This window comes from Thermoanaerobaculia bacterium (assembly GCA_035593605.1).
Taxonomy (GTDB): domain Bacteria; phylum Acidobacteriota; class Thermoanaerobaculia; order UBA2201; family DAOSWS01; genus DAOSWS01.
This window is the reverse complement of the sequence record DAOSWS010000038.1, coordinates 10948-31950: the sequence shown is the minus strand read 5'-3', so window position 1 is coordinate 31950 and position 21003 is coordinate 10948. Positions and strand designations below refer to the sequence as shown.

Sequence of the window (21003 nt, the reverse complement as noted above, 5' to 3'; positions counted from 1 at the left end):
GGACGTGTCAACCTATTCCGAGGCAGAAAAGTGGACAAATTAAATGGGCACTACAGATATTATCGATCCACTATCACTTTGTCAATTTGCTCAAGCCAGACCCTGCTAGTGCAAAATAATCAACGTCTATACTTCACTTCCCTGTACAGCGTTTCCAGCTCACGTTTCGCACGGTCCAGTTTCGTGCGCTCAATCAGAGTGAGCCGGTCTCGATCCACGGTGGAATCCAGGACTACGAGGTAATCATGCACCGCCAGGACCAGCCTGTCCGCCCGTGTCTCCTGGCTCTTCGCCCCCATGCAGAAAAGAATCAAACCCATAACCAGCAGCAGTAAAAAACGTTTCATGGTGCCTCCCTTACGCCTACCCTGAGAATAACACGCCGGGCGGTGCATTCCCTACCACCAGGCATGGTGTAAACCTGTGAATCAGTTTCTATTTCCGGAAATTCCGGCCCGTGGTATAGGAAGCCAACGGGCCGAGATCTTCTCCATCCCCATCATCTCCCCGCCGACCCCGTCGCCGACCTGACCCTGGACGGAGACCTACCCACCACGATTACCTGGAGCGAGCCCGCCGATCCCGGCTGTGATGTACCCTCCTACGACATCCTGAGAAATACCACCCCCGACAACTTTACCGGTTGTGACTGCCTCGGAACTGACCAGACCACCCGAAACGGCATCGACGAGGACCCCAACCCGGCCCCGGGAAACACCTACTACTACCTGATCCGCGTAAAAAGCCCCTGCGGCAGCACCCTTGGAATGGATTCTGATGACAATCCCAGCACCGGGGATGCCTGTTCGCGTCTCTAATCCAAAATTGTGGTTATGTTTGCCTTCTTCGATCTAAGCAAGCATTGTGACTGTTGAAAACTTTATTCTTTTACCTCCGATAATTCTATATGGATCCGATCTGGAATACCCAATTCACCTAGCACCCGCCGGATATCTTCTTCCAGGTGTTTGACTCGTTGGGTGTCCACTTCTACAGTGAAGGAAACCTCCGCCTTGAGATCCCCCGCACCTCGCAATTTTGTGATCAGGCTGGTACCCAATCGGTTCCATAGTTCTGGCGGGATCGGGCCGGAAAGGGTTACGATTGATTTGGCTGCGGTGGCGGAAGGTTGAGTGGTTGTGGGATAGGATGGAGCAGGTTGCCCCTCCAGAGGTGTTGGTTTAGCCGGTGGTGTCCCGGGAACAACAACGGATGTTCCTTGCTTACCGCTGGTTTGTTCGGCATATTCTGTGGCCGTATCCTTGCGCAAGAGAAAGACGCCGTAGTCGAACATTACTTCATCGGGCGATACCTCCTCCTTGTACCAGAAACGTTGGTACTTCCCATCTCCTTCATCACCAGCGGCAAGACCAAAGTCACCTTTTAGAACGAATTCAGGTATCTTTCTCTTTAGAACCGTATCAGGTTCAAGCAATCTTGTGAGCGTGCCATCCACCAGGCATTTTCTCAATCCGGCCAGGGGCCACGCACCTGAAGCCTTGAATGACTCGGGCCAATTCCTGTCGATGTATCCGGCCCCGATCGACTCGTTCAGGAGGGCATCCTGTTTCAGCGCTGCAATGATGCGACCACAAAGCGTCGTACCGGATCCGGCCATCACCGCCCCGAGATCGATGGAGGTTACACCTCCTGGCGAGGATGGTTCCGAGAGTGCAATGTACCGATAACTTGCCCACACCTCATCCCGCGCGTCGGCCTGTGCGGATTTCACGTCGGCAGCGAGATTTTTCAAGTCCTCGGTATCCAGCTCGGTTCCAAGACTACCCTTGTTGACGTCGAATTGTACCCTCTCCCATGCTAACCAGGCCTCCACTTTATCCCTGAGATCCCGGCCCGGCTTTTTGAAGCAGAATACCAGGGCACCCGGATAGAGACGGGGGCTGTTACCCCGGTGGTCAAACCAGGTACGGAGGTTTTCTTTTTGTGCCTCTTTCCCGATCCACTCTTCGTCGGGACTTGAAATCACCAGGGTGAGGCGCGGTGAATCCGGGACATCTGTACCAGATTCTGGAAACCCCACCGTGGGAATCGTTTTGCCTCGCTCAAATTCCTCCTTAATGAGTTTTCCCATTGTTGGTTTAATTTCCGACGATGGATCAAGAGAGGCACGGCGGTCATTCACGACCTTCTTTAAGGTGGGTTTGTAATGGAAACGATATCCGTCCGTACCCACTCGCCGCAGGTAATAGGCGCGTTTTTCCAGTTTGGACAAAGCGGTGTCGATGGATGTCGTGTCCATTTCCGGTTCACCCAGGGCGAACCGAAGCTCAGGCAGATGGGCCATCTTGTCCACCTGGCCACCGCACGATTCGAAGAATACGGCCGTACCAACCCGGCGATGGACATCACGGAGGGGTCCTTTCGTATCAGCATCCAGGACCCTTGCATGGGCATGGTCGCCGGCAAGATCGGCCGATATCGCCGGTCCCAAACGTACCTCGCCAACCTGGCCGAGAACAATACTCCGAAACTCGCCTATCTCAAGAGGGGCGGAACCCAGTGTGATCAAAGGCTCCTTTCGCGCATGGGTGAAGGCGTCTTTATAGGCCAGTGATATCCATTGTGCCAACATGGCAAGGGTTCCGCGGGTCTGCTGGTACTGAGAAAGTGTCTGCCACTTTCGCTGGAAAACAGAAAGACAGGCTGGGTGGAAGGGGAAGCAGGCCTCAAAGATTCCTTGCAGGTGATCTACAGCCTTATCCCTGGTTGTGGCTGAATCCACCCTTGTCCATTCCGGGGGGAGTTGTGCGCGTTGTACGAAGCACCAATCTGCAAATGCCCTGGCAACCTTCTTTCTGTGGGACTCCGGTCCCAAACCATCAAAGAGGCGGCGCCGTACTACTTCGCTGATCTCGGTTTCGTCGTTGGCGATCAGATCTTTGGCTACACGCCTGACAACCTTGGTGATCTTCTCCTGCCAGGTAAGGTCCCACTCCGTCATCTCCACCTGGCTGCGCGGAAGACTGATGACTGCGGCCGCCTGCTTGGTTCCCGTCATGGCCACCGTCAGGTTCTGAATAAATGCGTGAAACGAATCAGCCATATTGCGATGACGGTTGATGAAGTTTAAAACCTCATCGAACAAAACGAGCACCGGTTCACCTGTGATAGCAAAGAGCCGTCCCAGCGCCTCCGTACCGGGCGCCGTGGTGGCAGCGGAAGCACCCAATGCCTCAACACCCTTCTTTCCGGCAATCTGGAAGGCTAGGTCTGTCCACGGATTCGGACAATCGTTTTTCGGATCCCAGGCATTTCCGACAAAGACCGCCACGCGGCCCGATGGAATCTCCTTCAGGCCAGCCTCGGCAAGAAGCTCCGCCATCCCCGGATATCCTTTCGCTCCTGCGCCCGCTTTCACCATATGGTACAGGGCCGTCAACGTATGAGTTTTTCCGCCACCAAACTGAGTGATCAGTGTCAGGACCGGGGCTGTATTTGCCGTCTCCCCCGCGAGGCGTTTGAGAACCATAGACGCATGCTCTTTCAGCGCTCGCGTGAAATAGGTCCTGCGAAAAAATTCAGCCGGATCCCGGTAATCCGGAGGGGCGGTACCCGCCGCCACCTGCTCAAGGGCAATAGCAAACTCATCCGGATTAAAGGAGCGTCCCTCCCGTACCTCCTTGCGAAGCTCCACCACTTTATACCAGGGTTGAAACGTCATTCAATCCTCCTTTCTTACGTGCAAGCCGATCCCATAGCACTTGAGAAGAAACTTTCAAACGGGCCAGATTCGCATACGCCGCGGGTGTATAGCCCCCATCGGCAGTGAAATAATGGTAGCGAATCCCGTCGGTAATGACCAGGATCGCCGGGCCCGAGAAGGGCCACATCGTGGTGAATCAGAAGGTCTGAAAAATCCCGCCCCTCATCTCCCGATGCAATCTGCCAGACTCTGGGATGGCAATGTGAATCGCTCATCCAGGGTTACCTCGGTACAGCCAGGAGCATGGCGTCAAGGAGACGCTTTTCCTCGCACCCGGTGGGGTAGAGGGCCGAAAGAGCGTTGGCGAGGCGGAGAAACTCAGATCCGCGGGCCATTTCTGCCTCTAAGAGCGCCTTAAGCCCATGGGATTGGCCGCCCTTCTGTAGAAGCATCGCCATATGAACCCGATCCAGCGTAGTGGCGTCTACCTTGCCCCGGAGATCGTCGGGATCTACCTTTGCCCCCACGGATCCCTTTCTTCGGCCCCGCTGGGGTTTTGCCTGGGCGACGGGCGGAGTCGCGAGTGAAAGCTGAACCGGTCCTGCAGGGGCGCTTTCCAGTCTTGCAGCTACGGCGCGGGCACCTTCCTCGCCAAAGAGTTGCCTGGCCCGTGCGGTGACCGGCAAGAGGCGGACGTCGCCTTTTGACGTTTCGATAATCCGCCCCTCCCAGTCCTCCAGGTGGATCCCTAATGGCTGGGCGAATCGCCGCGCCATGTCATAGATGAGGCTGAAACCGCCTTTGGTTGCAACTTTCATAGGTTCATCTTCCTCATCCTGTTCTTCCTCAGAGTCAGTATCCGCCTTCCCGTTCCCCGCGGTAACGGTCTTCGTGCTTTGTAGCGTCCACAAGAAAAGGGCCGTCAACCGTGCATCCTCCTCCAACGCGCCGACAGATGTTGTGCTCGATTCCGTACCTGTGTCAAGAATCTGCTTCAGAGCCGTCCGTCCGACGACCTCCCAGACCTTAAGAAGGTACGCGGCCAGATCCACCGGTGTGCCGTCCGCCTCTTCAACCCGTTCATATCGACTGAAGATCTCCAACGCCGGCCCGATGCATGCAAATACGAGATCTGCCCCTCGAATGCCTTCCTCTTGTAGCCGCTCCATCCATGCTTCCACACGATGTGGAAGTTCCTTAAGAACTGAACCCCAATCACCGATACTGGCATCTGTAGGTCGCGGGCGGTAGACAAGATGGATGCTGGTTGCAAGGGCAGCGGATTCCTGTGAGCGGAGACGCCCGGGGCGTTCCGTCGCAAGAGGCCATGATCCCGTAATCGTCCAACCGCCGGAGATAAGCCCTGAGAGAAGAGCTTCCCATCCCTCGGTTGTTTTATGAGCGAAGACAACGGAACCTATTCCGTCAGACCTGAGTACTCTGCAACCCTCAGCGAATGCCTTCTCCATAACATTTTCAAAGAAGACGCGATCTTTTGGAATACCGTCCACACGTTTCGTCTCATCTTGCACGGCTTCTCGTGTCTTGGGTGATAGGGGGTTTGCATGGTCAAATGGGTCCTGCAAAAAGCGGTTGTCCGGGAGTATACGCTTCAACCAAGCCAAAAAGAAATCCGAGAGATCGGAATATGGAATAGCATCGTAGTACGGCGGATCGGTAAACCATATCCAAGCTGAATCATCTGGCAAAGGTGATTTCGTACAATCTGATACTGAAGTCTGCCCTTGCTGATGAATGCTTTCTCCTTGTTTTTCAATTACTTCAGCGACCCAATCCACTGCCGCAGAAAAGTTTGAGCCATCATCGCCGGATGGAACTATTTCGACAAAATCCCACATCATTGGCAAGGCATTTCGTCCGAATGTTCCTGCAACGGCTTCTACTGTAATACGCCATCGAACAAGCGATGACATTTGCTCAGTGCATCTACTTAAGGATAATGCCAATGGGTTAGCCACAGTAGATAATCTTGGATTGATGCAAACATACCGTCCTAAACAGAAAAGCCCCACCTTTTGCCGTGCAGTGAAGAGGTCTCCAAATGTCATCATTCCATATTTTTGGACTGAGAACGCACGTCCTGCGCCAGATCCGCCTCCTGCAGGAGTCGGCTCATCCGGGATAGGACAGAGTCCTTGCCGACCTGAATTCTCCCATTCTGTCAAAATTTCTTGGATGCGTTTCTTGGCCTTGAATACGGCAAGATAGTCGCGATCATTGGGCAAGCGGTAATGTCGGCCCTTTTCTCCCGGGCGCAGCGTCACAACGGCCAGCATCCGTGCACCGCCAATCCGTTTGCCCTTCTTGTCGAAGAGCACATCAGCACCGCCCTGTTGCGTCGTAAGTTGTGATCGAACTCTCTCAGGCGGAAGGATAGCACTGCAGTGGGGACATCTTGCCCGTGCACGGGAAACCGTTCCCTGTCCCACGGCGCTTTCAGATGGCGGTTCGTAGATCTCGAAATGGAGTAGCGGCTTATCCCCAGATTCGGGAAATCCACCGGATGTCATCTGAAGTGCCCTTCTCCGGTTCGGCTTCTTGCAGAGCCAGAAGGAGCGCATCAGTGGGATCTCCCCGCCGCAGTTTGGCGCCTCACATTGGACAGTCCTTGCCCAAAGGTAGGCGATAGGCGTCGCTCCATCCGGATCGGTCGGGTAATACTCGGCCAATTCCTTTTCTGCCTTCTCCTTGATTTCCTTCCCGACCTGGCGCAACTCTTTGGCCAGTTTCGGCCCGTGGCGCGGGATGTCCTCCAGCATAACTTTCAAGATAAGGCACGCTACGGGATTTAGATCACTGGCGAACGCCTCACACCCGACCCTCAGAGCCTCAAGCGGAATCGACCCGCCGCCGGCAAATGGATCCACAACCAGGGGTGTCTCCTCCGGGTGGGCTGCCTTCACGAGCGTACGGGCCGTTGTAAGATAGTCTTTGTCGGAAGAATGATCCCAATTGGCAAAATCGGCGATAAAATCGAGAAGCGCTCTTCGTAAACCCATGTCGGATTTCATTTGTTCCGTTCTTCGTGGTCTGTTCCATCCAGGCATGTTTAGTAAGACCTCTTTTGCCTTGATCTTGAAATCGTCGGGACATAGGGGGTCACAAGGATCGGGCCACAAGAGGGCCAATAAAATGGCCCGGCATGACGCCAACGGCCGCCGAGCCCACCATAAATGCAGTGTCGACGGGTGCCCATGCCGAATCGACTTCTCGCGTGCAGAATGCCTCGAAACCTCCGCAATCGGGAAATCCACCTCTGCCAGTCGTTTACACTCCTTTGGGATCATTTGTTCCTCTTATTCACGTTCTTCATCCGTTGAAAGGGCATGACTCACAAGTTGCAGCCACTTTCGGAGTTCGTTTTGGGTATCAATTTCCGTAAGCAGATCAGGTGTCATCTTGGCCACATACTCTGAGTTCAATCTACGTTTTGCGTTGGACTCTTTTTTACTTAACTTCTTAACGTCTGAGCAAACATCTGCCCATGGGACCCCACGTTCGCTCGTTTCATGTACTGCTTGGGCAAAAAGCATCGGTACATCCTCAAAATCGGCACCTTTTCCAGCATAATCAGAGTAGTCGCTATTAATAACCTGGGGATGAAGGTAGTTCTCCAATTCTTTTCGTTCTGTTATCCAAACAGTACAGTTTTCACGTTGGGCTAGTTCCGCAGCAATCGTATGATATTTTGGCTTGTCGGGTGGTTGATTATCCCTGTCCATTAGATAGAACTCGGGACGATTGAATCCTTTGAGTCTGGACACCCATAAGTCAAGACTACTGCCTCCGAGTGGAACAAAGACCAAACGGCCCAAATCTTCCTCACAGCCAAGGTCAAGGATATTTTCACCTGCCGCATGTAATATCCTCGAGATAGCGCGGAGGAAGTTAATATCGTGCCTTCCTTCAACACCGAAAAATGCTCTGACATTATGGTCGGGTAGGACACCCAGGGATTCAACAATCTCCCTAATTGTCTGCTCCTGACACCCACTGCGAATCACTGGTATCCCATTGTCCCGTGTAACAAGCCGGAGGGAGTTTTGGTTGAATCGTCGTGCCAACACTGGTGTATGGGTCGACAACATGACCTGGCACCCAGATCGATCCGAAAGTTCCTCAAGTGCCCTGACCAGCATCACTTGATTATTTGGATGTTGGCTTGTTTCTGGTTCTTCAATAGCATAGATCACCCCAGTGCTCTTGTCCTCCGCCTCCTTCTCCGATCTGGCCCGGAAAAAATTCAATAACACAAGCCTCCGTGTACCACTCCCCCGCTTATTGATGGGGATGTCTTCGTCGCCGGTTAGATCCACTGAAAATAAAGTATCCCAGTTTTTATTGGACACGCGCGGAGTTAACTGACTGGCTAAAGCTGGATTCATTTCTCGTAGTTTCTCGACTGTACGATTCGCGATCTCTTGGACTTCCGCCTTCACTTTTTGAGTAATCAGATTAAGATTGTCTTCCTCCGCTTTGATGGCTTCTTTAACTGCCGCCTTCATGGGATCCTGTGCTTCTGAATCCTGATCGGTGCTGGGCCGATCAGATTTAAACAGCGCATAGACTGGGAGATGTCTCTTTAACTGATCCCATATTTCTTTTGCTGCTTCTGTCTTTAGTTCGATATCTATGTCCTGGCACTGCAAGGCATCTGTTTGTTGCCAGATTGCTCGGCGAATTTCTGTGTTTATGGTTTGATTGATCCCTTCCAAATCAACACCAAGAGTATTGGCTCGTTGTTTGAGTTTCGTGTTAGTCAGCGAGAGTAAATCAGAATAACCATCTGCAGTCGGATGTGAACATCGCGCATATACAGCAGAACATTTCGGTTTTGCAAGGCCACAGTTGTATTCCTTTACAATTTCCAGGTGACCATTACCATTCAACAGGTACTCCGAGGTAAGATCAGTAGGGTGTTGTGCGTCAATAACAAGCTGTGCAGGAATATCGTCGAATACACAAGTGATACGCACTGTGGCATCGCTTGCATGGACACATGCATCATCTTTGTCTGGTGCCGCCTTCCCCTCGAAGAATATTTCGAGAGCATCGAACAAAGATGATTTTCCTGAATCATTCTTTCCAACAAATACGACAAGTTTATCAAGGTCAACAACAGTCTCATCGTTGTAGCATCGAAAGTTTTTAATTTTCATTTGAATCAAGCGCATAATAGTGTCTCCATTAAGGAATGTCCTCTGATCTTGATTTCATATCTGAGTTATTAACATCCTCGATTTCTTGGTTGGAGGGTTCTTCTTTCGTGAGCTCCGGGGCCGTTAACGCACGCGGTGACTTATCTATAGGTTGGACGAGCGGTACCTCAGCACCGGGCGCAGCTCCCAATTCCTTGAAGCGTCGCGCAGCAGGTAAAACTCGTGATTCTATCGAACCTACGGCACTATTGTATGCTGCATTCGCTTTTTCAAGTCCACTGCCAATATTACCAATATGTTCGGCAAGAGTTCGCATTCTATCGTATAGCTGCCGCCCAAGATCGCTTATATCCTGGGCGTTTTTGGCAACTTGTTCCTGCCGCCATCCGTAGGCGACTGCCCGGAGGAGGGCAATAAATGTTGTTGGTGTCGCCAACACCACACGTTGTTCTAATGCATCTTCGATTAGGCTGTGATCCGCATCGACAGCGGCACCAAAGAAGGACTCCCCGGGGATAAACATCACAACGAATTCCGGGGCCTTTGTGAATTGTTGCCAGTATCGTTTATCTGCAAGGGATGTCATGTGGGTGCGGACCTGGGTTGCGTGTCGCGACATGGCTTCTTTTCGCGACTCCTCAGATTCTGCAGCCACCGCATCCAGATAAGCGTCAAGGGATACTTTTGCATCCACAACAATCTCGCGCTCGGCTGGCAATCGTACGACAAGGTCAGGACGCCGTCGTCCTTCTTCAGAGGAAGAAGTGACCTGTTCAGCGAAATCACAGTGTTCGGACATTCCGGCAAGTTCAACTACACGTCGAAGGGTCATTTCACCCCATCGCCCCCGTACCTGCGGTTTTCGCAGCGCGGTCACGAGATTTGCAGTTTCCTTTTGAAGTTGCTGTTGACTTGTTGTCAAAATTTTCAGGTGTTCCGTGAGGCCGGAGTATGCTTCCTGTCTGTTCTTTTCGATTGTTCGAACGTGCTCCTCGAATTTCGAGATGGATTCTGCCAGAGGTTTAACCATACCTTGTATTGCTTCTTGCCGTTTACCCAGGTCTCCTTTTGCGTCGGATAGAATCTTATCCATTGTTTCCTTAGCCAGTTCTAAAAATGCTGTTGTGCTGTTTTGAAGGGTGTCGCCGGCGAGTGCCTTAAAGGCGTCCGTAAGCTTAGCTTTGGCATCCTCAAGCAGCTTTTTCTCCTCATCAAGGCGTTGAACCGTTTCAGCCAGATGGGTTTCGGCTTTCACCTTAGCGGTGTTTTCTGAAGCTAGTTGGTCCCTGAGTTTTACGTTGTCCTCAGACATCTTCTGATTTTGCGCTCGAAGCTCGGCAATGGTCGATTCTTGCCCGGCTGCCCGGCCCTCTGCAATGTTGGCTTGCCTAGACAACTCGTCAATCCTTGATGTTAGGGACCGCGTTACTCTTGTTGACACCACCAGCCATGCAATGAGTCCACCAATTACAAGACCAATCAGAACACAAAGTGAATATATCATTGATCCTTGTCCTCCTTGAGGGAGGATCCAAAGTGATGATTATTGTCCCTCACCTCCATCGGTTGTGTCATCGCCTTAACCTCCAGCCAGTAGTGTTGAACTTTGGAAACTTCATGCCAGGGAAAGCGTGCAGGATCTTTGATGGGTTCTTGCAGCATTGGCTGTTCCGCGCAATTGGTTACCACGTAAAGCCAGTAGCAGTCTCTTCGGTCCTCCGCAACGCGACGCTCGTTGGGGGATAGGAGAATCGTGCCTTCCTTTGCCTGGAGCCCCTTGACTTCAATGAGGCGTAGCTCCCCTGATGTTAAATCAAGGCTGGTAACGTCGTACCCAAGATTCTTTTCATGAACATCGTAGATTTGGCGGCCGAGTGCCTCTTCATGTTCCATGACGACGCGCATGGCGATGGCTTCTGTCTCCAGGTTGGGGCGCATTTTGGTCAGGTCCGGCGCCTCGCGATCAGGATGGGGAAGGACAAGAATCGATGTGATGCGTTCAACATCCTGCAGAGTGACGGATCTCTGTCGTGCCATCTCTTCACGCCGCTTTTCCCGTCGGGCCATGAGAGCAGCGTGGCGGTTTTCCGCCTGTGCAAGGCGCCCTTCGGCCCCCTGCACGCCTTCGTCCCGTTCTGCCGCCGCACGCCCGATTTCTTCATCGGCTTTTTCCAACAGTCGCGTTAAGGATAAGTCTACATGATAGGCGATGCGGTTGATTTCTTCTTCCCGTTCTTGACGAATCTCCTGGAGAAAAGGTTGCAAGGCGTGTTGGTCAAGCCACACCGAGGCATCCTCCAGGTGGGCCGACGGCGGAAGGTTGTCAGGCACCGGTGCAAGTGTCAGGTTGCCCAGCATGGCTGGGTCCTTCAGCGTCGGTTCAGCATCGGCAATGAGTTCAACGGCAAAGATCCTTTCGTGGATTATTTTCCCCAGACCGTCGACAGCTCTGGCTCTGTAGAGGTCAATTCGACTGGGTTCCTCATGGTCAAGGGCGTGGAAACATGCTCCAAGGTGGAAGGCCTTTGTTCCCTCGGTGTGGATGTGTTGCCTGATGGCCTCAAAGAGAGGGTGGCCGGGGGTTACCCATTCAAGGTTTTTGTTTTCCGCCGTCGTTCTATCGGTGCTGCATCGCGGGTATTTTGCGGCGATGGTACCGTGGGGCCAATCGGGTTCCTGATCGTAGGTTTTCAGGGTTGTAGGGACCCTGCCAATGTCAAAGGTGTGTGGTTGATTAGGTACGAGAGTACAGGATAGGCCGGTATATTCAGCGGATTCGTGAATGAAACGTGCGATGGTCTCTGGGACAAGCCGACGTTCCTGGGCTTTTGCTTTTCGCTCCAGGAGCATTTCCAGGTTGAGGTTTCGCGTTGCCAGACCTTCGAGAGCGTTCTGACATATGGCCCGGAAATGTTCCTCATCGACGTTATGGAGGATTCGCTCTTCGAGATCTTCGTCCCCGAGCTTCCCGGCATAGTATTCCTTGAGGACTCGGTCGATGTGGGCGGCCGGCAATATTTCCCCTACCACATTGAAGACCGCATCGTCTTCCAGGGCATTCCGGATTTCATTGAGTTTTTCTGTAAGTCTTTTCAGGACCCTTCCTTCGATTGTATTGGTTGCAACGAAGTTGAAAATCAGGCAGTCGTGAGTTTGGCCGTAACGGTGAATTCGGCCCATGCGTTGTTCGAGGCGATTGGGATTCCAGGGTATGTCGTAGTTGAATAGGATATGGCAGCATTGAAGGTTGATGCCTTCGCCTGCCGCCTCGGTGGCGACAAGGACCTGAATGTCGCCCTCACGGAATTGTTGCTCGGTGTAAAGGCGGGTGTGAGGAATGTCTCGGGCACCAATCTTCATGCCTCCGTGAATGCATCCGACCCGAAAGCCCCAGTCGGTTAGTTTCCCGACAAGATAGTCCAGCGTGTCTTTAAATTCTGTGAAGACGAGAAGGCGCTGGTCCGGGTTTGCCATGAAGCCCTGCTGTTGAAGGAGATCCTTGAGGCGGGAAAGTTTGGCTTCGGTTCCTATATCCTCAATCGTCTGTGCGTGAGCCGCAAGGTCACGTAATCCCTCGATCTCTTCCCTGACATCCTCTTCGTTGTCGGCCAGAGAGATGGCCTCAAGGAGGAGCTCATATTTTTCTCGTTCCGCCTCTTCCATCTCCTCGAGTTCTTCTGGTGAGGGAAGGTCCGGTGGAATTTCCAGAATTAACTCGCGGGCTTCTTTGAGGAGCCGCTCCATTCGGTCGGCACTGCGCTCAAGGGAGCGCCGGATGGAATAAATCGACGAAGCCAACCTGCGTTGATAGAGGGCCATACGGAAGCCGACGGCACGCGCTCTCGCATTGTTGCCTTGCGCGGCAGCCCGGTTACTCTGAAATTTCACGTATCGGGTGATGTCACGGTAGAGATCGAATTCGTCGCCATCGATCTTAAAGTCTGCCGAATTGGGAATTCGGTTGGTGAATATTCGTTTCGCTGCCCATTTTCCGTCCGGCTGTAGTTGGGGAAAGTAGACCATGGCTTCCTTCACGCGGCGGATGTAAAAGGGTGCGCGCTTGCGTTCCATGGCCTCTTCGATGGACTTTACGTCGGCATAGGCATCACGGTCGAGAAGTTGGAGAAAGAGGCTGAAATTCTCAGGATCACCCTTATGGGGTGTGGCGGTCAAAAGAAGGAAATGGTCGGTAGTGTCGGAAAGGAGTTCACCCAGGGCGTATCGGGCGGTCTTTTTGGAATGGGGCGTCCATGACATCCGATGTGCTTCATCGACAATGACTAAATCCCAACGCACCTGTTTCAGGCTTGGAAGTATGTCCTCACGCTTGGCCAGGTCGAGTGAGGTAATGACCTGCTTTTGTTTTAGCCACTGGTTAACTCCGTACTGGTCCTTTACATCGTATCCCTTCATGACGACAAAGGTTTCGTTGAATTTATCCTTCAGCTCCCGCTGCCATTGAAAGGCCAGATTGGCAGGACCGACGATGAGGACTTTTTCCACCAGACCGCGGAGTTTGAGTTCCCGTATGAGAAGTCCTGCCATGATTGTCTTTCCGGCTCCCGCGTCATCGGCCAGAAGAAAACGGACCTGAGGGAGTTTTAAAAGGTAGTCGTATACAGCCTCCAACTGGTGAGGAAGGGGATCGACACGGGATAGGGATAGGCCAAAGTAGGGATCGAATTCGTACGCGATTCCCAAAGCGTATGCTTGCAATGCCAGGCGAAGGAGCTTTCCATCACCGGCATAGGTCGGTGTGTCCGATATGACCTCCAATTGGCAGAATTGTTCTTCCGATAGATTGACACGGATAAATTTGCCTGTCTTTACACCCACCAGACCAAGAGACCACTGATTCTCACCTGCCGGGCGCACAGTTTCAACTCTCATGGGTTCAGAAAAGAGGGTACCTGAAAGCGTCTGGCCTTCCCGGGGTATTTCGTTATATTTCAAAGATTGCCTCCCTTCTTCTGAAAATCTCCCCATACAGTATAAAGGAATACTCCTTACCTTGAACACTCCTCTGTTAAATTTGGCATAGAGCCCATCACGAGCATATTTTAGTTACTCCTATTGGTGGATGTTGCTAATTTTGAAGTAGCCATCAACATTTACAATCCGTACTAATTGGGATCTTCACATTCTGAAAGGAGTCGAACTTCTTCTTCTAGCATATTGATAAAACTTATAAATTTTCCGTTCCCCGATGTTACACAATTGCATGCTTTATAGCCTCGCTCCATTGCCTGGTCAAGCCATACGAATGTCTCGAATTCAACCCCATTTTGGCTCCTAATTTTGTCGCAATCTAATTTGTGAACCGTTCCACTATTTATATCTGCAATTAATCCATACACGGCATCATAGCGGCAATTTCTACAAAGGGAATTACCATTCCAGACTGCATCAAAAAGATTTTCTTCCTTAATATCTTTAATACTTCTCAAACATCCAGGGTCCACATGGGCTTTGCTACTCCATGGGTTACAAAATACCGTTTTCTTTCCGTCTAATAATTCTCGTATTTGTCTATCAGAAACATTTTTATTAAGTTGGGTATTACAGATACCACACGTATCCAAATATTCAAAATATTTTGACCGCACAGGTCTCAAAAAGGCTATCATGTTTTGGTGATCCGTGCGTGCAGCAGGACACATGAATGTGTGTATTTTGAAAGACCAAAGATTTACAATGAATGCCATTTAGACCTCCCTTGTTTGCTGGCCTGAATCAGCCAATGGTTTTAAAATAATGATCGTAAACACCATCTTTTATCAGAAGGAGATTCTTGCCGTTTGGTGTATGGATCATCAATACCTCCAACGTACACTAATGCCTTTGCTTGGAGCCCCCCAAGAGCATATAAAAAATTACCCCCATCTTCAGCTATTGTCAAGTGTACACAAAATGAGCATAAAAATGCTTAATAGCTGGCATTACCTCAGTGGCAGCATGGGTCCATTAAACCTAGTTTAATAAAAATTCTACCAAACAGATGGGAGGAGTAAATTTTTCTTCATGAACTCCAACATTTGATCGTAATTTTGATATGGCTCGGCCTTATCGAAATGAATTGATTTATCCAGTCCTGTTTTAAAAGAAGGGCTGTTTCCTAATGCTTTCCAAGCTTTGTGACCTTCTTTGGGGTATCGGATTACTACTCTTATGGAATCAGGTTGTCCTTTATTCTTTTTACATGATACTCCAAAATAAATAAACCAATCATTTACCTTTTTTTGTCCCCAAATGTCTTTTTTTTCTCTCTCTTTCTTTCCCCATCGTTTCGTCGGTAGATAAATGCGGTAGCCAATGTCTGTACTCGTTATTTTATATTGAATGAATTCTTCCTTTTTTTGATAAGTCCTAATTTTATTATTTACATGTAATATCAAATCTTTATATAACTTATTAATTTCTCTTTGGTAGAATAACCTAGTAATAGAATTTTCTTTTTTGAAAATAACAGGGTTGAAAATATCCGCGTTTAATTCGCTGTCATAAATAATACCCAATTTACAATCACTTGAAATAAGAAGTTCGTCAATTAATTCTAATAATGTATCGCCTTTCTTGTTTCCCCTAATGATATACTCAATATCATCCCAAAACATGAAGTAACAATTTCTAATTTTTGATTTTGCGTTGATCTTATTCAATTTTAAATAGAAATCCTTTATTCGATATTTCGGGATCAGCAATATTAATGATCTATTATTCTTAAAATACTCTGTTAATTGGTTATTCGTAGTACCCGCCATCACTTTTGCTTCGATTACTGTGTTACTGATAGAAATATCATACCACCTATCCTTCTTTTCATTAGGGGCTTGCCATTCAATTTTTTGAAAGTCACCGACAATCTTTTTCAGCATGTATTTCTTAACCAGATCTACATCGAGAACGGTGAGCTGGTTCCATAATAGATCTCTAATTGACGATTTATCTAGCAACCAAGCAAAAATCAGGGAGAGGTAATTCTCATTTTGCCGGGTAAAGCCGCTATGGATTGTCTTCAGTAAATTGTTCTCAATGCCCCGTTTTTCGATCATAAAATAATCTTACCACATTCAAATGATTTTCAATTATAGTTAATCATTCTCATTTTTTCGTTGATAGGATATCTGTGCTGTCAATCTTTCATTTCCGATATTCGATTACCCGGTAGGAAGGTCCCTTGACTTGTGCCTGCGGATGTCCTTGGGCTGGCTGAAGGCTTCGTAGAGATTGGCCATAACTTCTGGGTTCTGAGTGCCTTTATCCCGGAATGCCTTCAATTCTTTGTTCTCCTGTTTCAGGCGCTGGTTGTCCTTCATCAGGGTGAGGTTGGCCCTCTTTTCGTCCCGGTAGAGGTTGTAGTACTTGTTCCGTTCGCTCTCGAGGCGGGCGAGACCCTCCGACTCCCTCTGCACTTTTTCAGCCAGGTCTAACTTGGGCTTTGTGACCATGCCGAGGAGGGATTCCAGGTCCCGCACCCTTGCATTTAGGGTATGGATCTCTTCCTGATAGGTCTTGCACCTTTCTGCCAGTGCAGCACTCCCCTCTTCTGATGGATTGTGAAGGGAAAGATCCTGGTTGTCCAGGTCTTCCTGGCGCGTGTTGTTGTCTTCCATGCACGAGACGAATCCCATGGTATACCTCCTTATAGGTAATAAAGGGCGGCCGGGGCCATTGGGGCTCCTGTAGGGCTCCAGGGTTTGTCGGTCCCCCAGGCCCCGGCCATAGGTTTCATTGCCTAAATCCAATTCTCGTGGCTGTCGTCCCGATGGCCATGTTGGATTCACCCTCGAGTGCAGTTTCAAGATCTTCCCGATTCACCGGACCTTTCCCCTTCGTCCGTTCCGCAGCACGGTGCGCGGCATTGATGATCACGTTCTTGATCTGGCCGCCGGTCAGAGGATGCCGGGCAAGGGCCAGGATGTTCACATCGTCGGCCAGCGGCAGGCTCTTGCCCATCAGCCGGGTCCATATATCTCTGCGGGCCGTCTCATCCGGGGCGGGCATTTCGAGCCGATGCAGGAGGCGGCGCTCCAGGGCCGGGTCGAGCTGGATGGAGAAGTTTGTGGTGAGGATGACCACGCCCTTGTGTCTCTCGATCTTCTGCAGGATCAGATTGACCCAACGCCGGGAATAATCGGTGTTAATCATGGCTCGATTGCTTAATATCGCGTCGGCTTCATCGAAGAGGAGGACTGCCTTTCTCTTTTCCGCCTCCTCAAAGATGGTCTCGATGTACTTTTCGGTTTGCCCTAACCACATGTCGACAAGCCCTGACATGGATACCATCGTCAGTGGGGAACCCAGCTCCCGGGCAATGGCGCCGGCCAGGGCGGTCTTCCCCGTCCCGGGTGGGCCGTAGAGCAAAACCCCCACAGTGGTACCGTAGCTAATCCGTTTCAGGTCCCATGTTCTGTATATCGTTTCGGCATACCGTGCGGCGGAGAGGATTTGCCGGACTGCCTCCTTTACCTTTTTCGGAAGGATCAGGTCTTTCAGGGTCAAATCGGGCTGGATGGTCTTGAGCAGACCCGATTCGGACACTGTATCTGGGGGGATACAGGAAACCTTAAGGCTTTTAAGTAGTTTTTCGGTGGGAAATACCGATGCCCTAAGAATGTCCCCGATATTCGAAGGGGGGTTGTATGTGTCTATTTTCAAAAGCTTCTCCCGGAGAAGCCGCTGATCGGGAAGTAACCATTTCCCCGCCTCAAGCAAATCTTCCCCCCTTACACCCGCAAGTATCAGGAGCACTTCAACACTGGGCCAGACTTCCAACTTGTAAATGTAATAGGCACTCATAATCCCCAGGATTCGGCGTTCCAATCCATGGAGACGCGCCCGATCACATACCCTGTGAAAGGGATTCCGCAGGGTACGGTCCTCTGGAGAACATACCATCGCGTCCAGGGCCTCAAGATCAACGGCCTCGGCTTCTTCCCACATGACCGAATCGGGGATTAGCGATGCCATGGCGTACATAAATTCACCATGACTTTGGAATTGGAGATTTTCTCCCTTATCCTCCATTTTCGCTTGCATCCGTCGGATTACCGAAGGATGAACACGATATTTACGATCGAGAATCGTTCGTCCGCGGCCCATTTGGATCCAGTTTTCGCGGATCAGAGGGCCTTGTTCACTAAGCGCTTCGGCAATCATGCCCAGGCCGATCCTCATCTCGGTGAGATCTCCCCGGATTTCCGCCAGGTTTTTTCCCTCCTGGTTTCCGTTGATGCGATGCTCCAGGAGGTTGAGAAGAATCGTCCTTTCGATATTGGTCAATCCTTGCAAGCTGCCTACGAGGGCAAGCCCCTCCCCTGTGGCCTCTGCGCGTCGGGTGATGGCTCGTTCCAGACGGTTGGCCTCTCTCTTGTTTTCTTTTCGGGCCGTAATCAGACTGAAGGCGTCTTCCAGGTATTCCCAGGTTGACTGATATGGAGCGTCCTGGGTGATTTCGGCTTTTTTCAGCGTCTGGGGCATCGTCCCTCCTTCCTCGGTACCGCAGTTGTTTTCATCTATACAATACTTCTGGCGGGGTGACAGGATATGTCCCCCCTCTGACGAGTTTTGGTGTATACTCTCCGCATGGGAAAACACTCACTGATTGACAAGGTGGAACGGCTTCACGAGATTCATAAGATCCTCGACGCGGGCCGTTCGGTGACCAAGGCGGACCTGGCCCGCATACTGGGCGTGACGGAGAAGACGATCCAGCGGGATCTGCAGGATCTCCGGGAAAAGGTGGGGGCGGAAATCATCTGGGACGCCTCGGCCCGGACGCTGAAGTACGCGACACCCGCCCTGGCCCTCCCGCCTCTCGTGGTTCACAGCGAGGATGAGGTGTTCGCGGTGCTGGTGGCCTCGCAGGTCCTGCGGGAGTTCAAGAACACCCACCTGGGGCGCTACATGGAGGGAATCGCCTCCCATCTCATGGAGCACATGTCGGAGAAAGACCGGGAGTACATCCTCTCGCCCGACAAGTTTTCCTACGTCCATGCTCCCGTGGCCCATATTGACCCCGAAGTATGGGAAACGGTGACGGCGGCCCTGCGCCACAACCGCTTCCTGGACATCACCTACCAGAAGGTGGACGGCTCGAAACCCTCGAAGCGGAAGATCGCCCCCCTTCACCTGAGGGGATTCCAGGGCCGGTGGTACCTGCTGGCGTACTGCTACCGCAGGAACCAGGTTCTCATCTTTCACGTGAGCCGGATCCGGGAGGCAAAGCCCCATGCCGACGGGACCTTTAACCCGAAGCGTTCGATCTTCCGGGTGGACCTGGCCACCTATTTTCCCTCGGCTTCGCAGATGTTTGTTTCCGATGACACCTATGACTGCAGGATCCGCTTCTCCCCCACCGTTGCGGAGAGGGTGAAGGAGGTCACGTGGGTGGAGGGACAGACGGTCGAAGATGAAGCCGATGGTTCGGTGGTTCTCTCCTTTTCCGTGCCCAGCCTCGTGGAAGTCTGCCACTTTGTCCTGCAGTGGGGCGGCGAAGCGGAGGCCCTGGAGCCGGAGGCGCTGGTGGAGATGATACGTGCGGATCTGGATCGGCTGTGTGAAGTGTATAGGCTCTAATAACAACAAAGAAGTCCGTAGATAGTACCCTTCGGGCATCCATTCGACTATACGAAGTACCACGTGTACACTTCGTGTCTCATGGATAGTCAGTAGATAGTAGACCGTAGTCGGTAGAAAAAATATAGCTTCACAAAGAAAATACCAGTCGAATTCCATAAAGAGTATGAAAGGGCCGGGGATGAGCCGGCCCTCTCCCTGGATCTCATTCCTGTTCATTTGATCAGTTCCGTGATGGCATGGCTGACGCCGACCATGCCTTCGATCGTGAGGATGATGGTGCTGCCTCCCTCGATAGAGAGGAAGAGGTGGATCCGTTCCGGGTGCTCCACCTGGATTCCGACATCCTGGATCCGCTTCCCCTGACATACCTCCATCAACCACTCTGTATCTACCCAGTTGTTCCATCGCAACATTCGCATCCTCCTTTCTCGTACAAAGGTTGAGGGGCGCTTACGCGCCCCTTGCTTAAAAACAATGAACTCTGCCATAAAGGCAGAGTTCTTCCTTTTTATATATTAATACGTATGATGCTGTTTGTCAAGCCCTCACCCCTATTATATTTATCTTTACTATTACTATGCAGTATCCTTACTATATATATTTATACCAAATATTATACTTACTATAACCTTACCCTTATATATAAGCCTTATATATGTGTCCATTACTACAGGTCATTTAATGCTTCAGTATTCGTAGAGTAATCTTAAACCAGCAACATCTTGAAGCGGCGTGGTACGGCGCGGTTCAGGTGGCCTCTGCGGTCAGTCCTTTCGTGCCAACTGCCCGATCTTTTCCCAGGACGGGTCGGGCTGCAGAACCACGGCGATCACCAGGCTGTCTTCCTTCAGATCTGAGCCTGCTTTCTGCTCAGCCATCACTCCCTGGATCTGCTCCGGCGTCAACTTGTACATGCCTCCCGTGATGGCGTCAACAATAAGCCCCGGGATACCGCCGAAGACAAGGTTCCCCCACACCCATCCGGAGACTTTCCGGCTGAGGGTCGCTTCGTAAGGCTGAAAGCCTTCCAGTTCTAGCTTCACGATGTGGTTTTTCTTCCGCTTAAGCTCAAGCACGGTGGGGGTTACCCCCATAAACTGTCCGTCCACGGTGATTTTCGCACCCGATGGATTGGAGGAGAACCCGACATCCTGCCGGGTACCCTGCATGATGGATGCACAGGCAAGCATGAGAAAAATAACGGGAATGACAACAGCTGCAAGAATAAGAATTTTTCGTTTCATAGTCCCTCCTTGGGTTTTCTGGGCGCCGTACCACCGCCGCCCTCGATGTCTACACAATAAATCCCGCAAAGGGACAAGATATGTCCAGTTGACACGCCATAGGCGAATTTGAGAATTTAATGAATTTTATGGATTTTATGGATTGATTTTCCACCACCCATCCACCCCATCGACCTCCAGAGTATCTCTAAATAGGGGGGACTTGGTTAGGGGATTTATCCGCCTTCCCGCTTTCGTTACAAGACAACTTCAGCGTGGCAAGCGCTATTCGAGCTACCAGCCTTCCCGCTTTCGTTACAAGACAACTTCAGCGTGGCAAGCGCTATTCGAGCTA

Annotated in this window: 14 protein-coding genes; 1 reads left to right on the top strand and 13 read right to left on the bottom strand. The window is 51.1% G+C overall.

All coding sequences use genetic code 11. The features are described 5' to 3' along the window. Positions 1 to 119: 119 nt before the first annotated feature. The 11 genes from PLD04_14135 to PLD04_14085 form a co-directional block, all read right to left on the bottom strand. Positions 120 to 347, bottom strand: coding sequence for a hypothetical protein (locus tag PLD04_14135; protein HXK69467.1), 228 nt, complete (start codon positions 345 to 347; stop codon positions 120 to 122). A 533-nt stretch (positions 348 to 880) separates the two neighbouring features. Beyond that, the gene (locus PLD04_14130) at positions 881 to 3682 is read right to left on the bottom strand and encodes a DUF499 domain-containing protein (protein HXK69466.1); all 2802 of its coding nucleotides are present in this window, start codon (positions 3680 to 3682) and stop codon (positions 881 to 883) included. Then, on the bottom strand, positions 3660 to 3851 hold the full coding sequence (locus PLD04_14125; protein ID HXK69465.1) for a hypothetical protein: 192 nt from the start codon (positions 3849 to 3851) through the stop codon (positions 3660 to 3662). The genes PLD04_14130 and PLD04_14125 overlap by 23 nt, the downstream gene beginning before the upstream one ends. A gap of 94 nt (positions 3852 to 3945) precedes the next feature. Further along, the gene (locus tag PLD04_14120; protein ID HXK69464.1) at positions 3946 to 6972 is read right to left on the bottom strand and encodes a DUF1156 domain-containing protein; all 3027 of its coding nucleotides are present in this window, start codon (positions 6970 to 6972) and stop codon (positions 3946 to 3948) included. A gap of 9 nt (positions 6973 to 6981) precedes the next feature. Then, positions 6982 to 8859 (bottom strand): ATP-binding protein, encoded by a 1878-nt coding sequence (locus PLD04_14115; protein HXK69463.1) that lies wholly within the window; start codon positions 8857 to 8859, stop codon positions 6982 to 6984. A 13-nt stretch (positions 8860 to 8872) separates the two neighbouring features. Beyond that, on the bottom strand, positions 8873 to 10348 hold the full coding sequence (gene rmuC, locus PLD04_14110; GenBank protein HXK69462.1) for a DNA recombination protein RmuC: 1476 nt from the start codon (positions 10346 to 10348) through the stop codon (positions 8873 to 8875). Next, positions 10345 to 13797, bottom strand: coding sequence for a helicase-related protein (locus tag PLD04_14105; protein ID HXK69461.1), 3453 nt, complete (start codon positions 13795 to 13797; stop codon positions 10345 to 10347). Before PLD04_14105 ends, rmuC begins: the two co-directional genes overlap by 4 nt. Before the next feature lie 170 nt (positions 13798 to 13967). After that, positions 13968 to 14549, bottom strand: coding sequence for a hypothetical protein (locus PLD04_14100; GenBank protein ID HXK69460.1), 582 nt, complete (start codon positions 14547 to 14549; stop codon positions 13968 to 13970). Positions 14550 to 14831: 282 nt separating this feature from the next. Next, positions 14832 to 15896, bottom strand: a complete 1065-nt coding sequence (locus tag PLD04_14095) for a hypothetical protein (protein HXK69459.1) — start codon at positions 15894 to 15896, stop codon at positions 14832 to 14834. A 105-nt stretch (positions 15897 to 16001) separates the two neighbouring features. Next, a complete protein-coding gene (locus tag PLD04_14090; protein ID HXK69458.1) occupies positions 16002 to 16475 on the bottom strand; it encodes a hypothetical protein in 474 nt (157 codons plus the stop codon). Between the two features lie 97 nt (positions 16476 to 16572). Next, the gene (locus tag PLD04_14085; GenBank protein ID HXK69457.1) at positions 16573 to 18324 is read right to left on the bottom strand and encodes an ATP-binding protein; all 1752 of its coding nucleotides are present in this window, start codon (positions 18322 to 18324) and stop codon (positions 16573 to 16575) included. Positions 18325 to 18429: 105 nt separating this feature from the next. Here PLD04_14085 and PLD04_14080 point away from each other — a divergent pair, with 105 nt between their 5' ends. Next, positions 18430 to 19422, top strand: a complete 993-nt coding sequence (locus tag PLD04_14080; GenBank protein HXK69456.1) for a WYL domain-containing protein — start codon at positions 18430 to 18432, stop codon at positions 19420 to 19422. A 215-nt stretch (positions 19423 to 19637) separates the two neighbouring features. Here PLD04_14080 and PLD04_14075 read toward each other — a convergent pair whose 3' ends face one another. Next, positions 19638 to 19838, bottom strand: a complete 201-nt coding sequence (locus PLD04_14075; protein HXK69455.1) for a hypothetical protein — start codon at positions 19836 to 19838, stop codon at positions 19638 to 19640. Between the two features lie 351 nt (positions 19839 to 20189). Further along, complete coding sequence (locus PLD04_14070; protein ID HXK69454.1) at positions 20190 to 20669, bottom strand: PEGA domain-containing protein; 480 nt, start codon at positions 20667 to 20669, stop codon at positions 20190 to 20192. Positions 20670 to 21003: the final 334 nt, after the last annotated feature.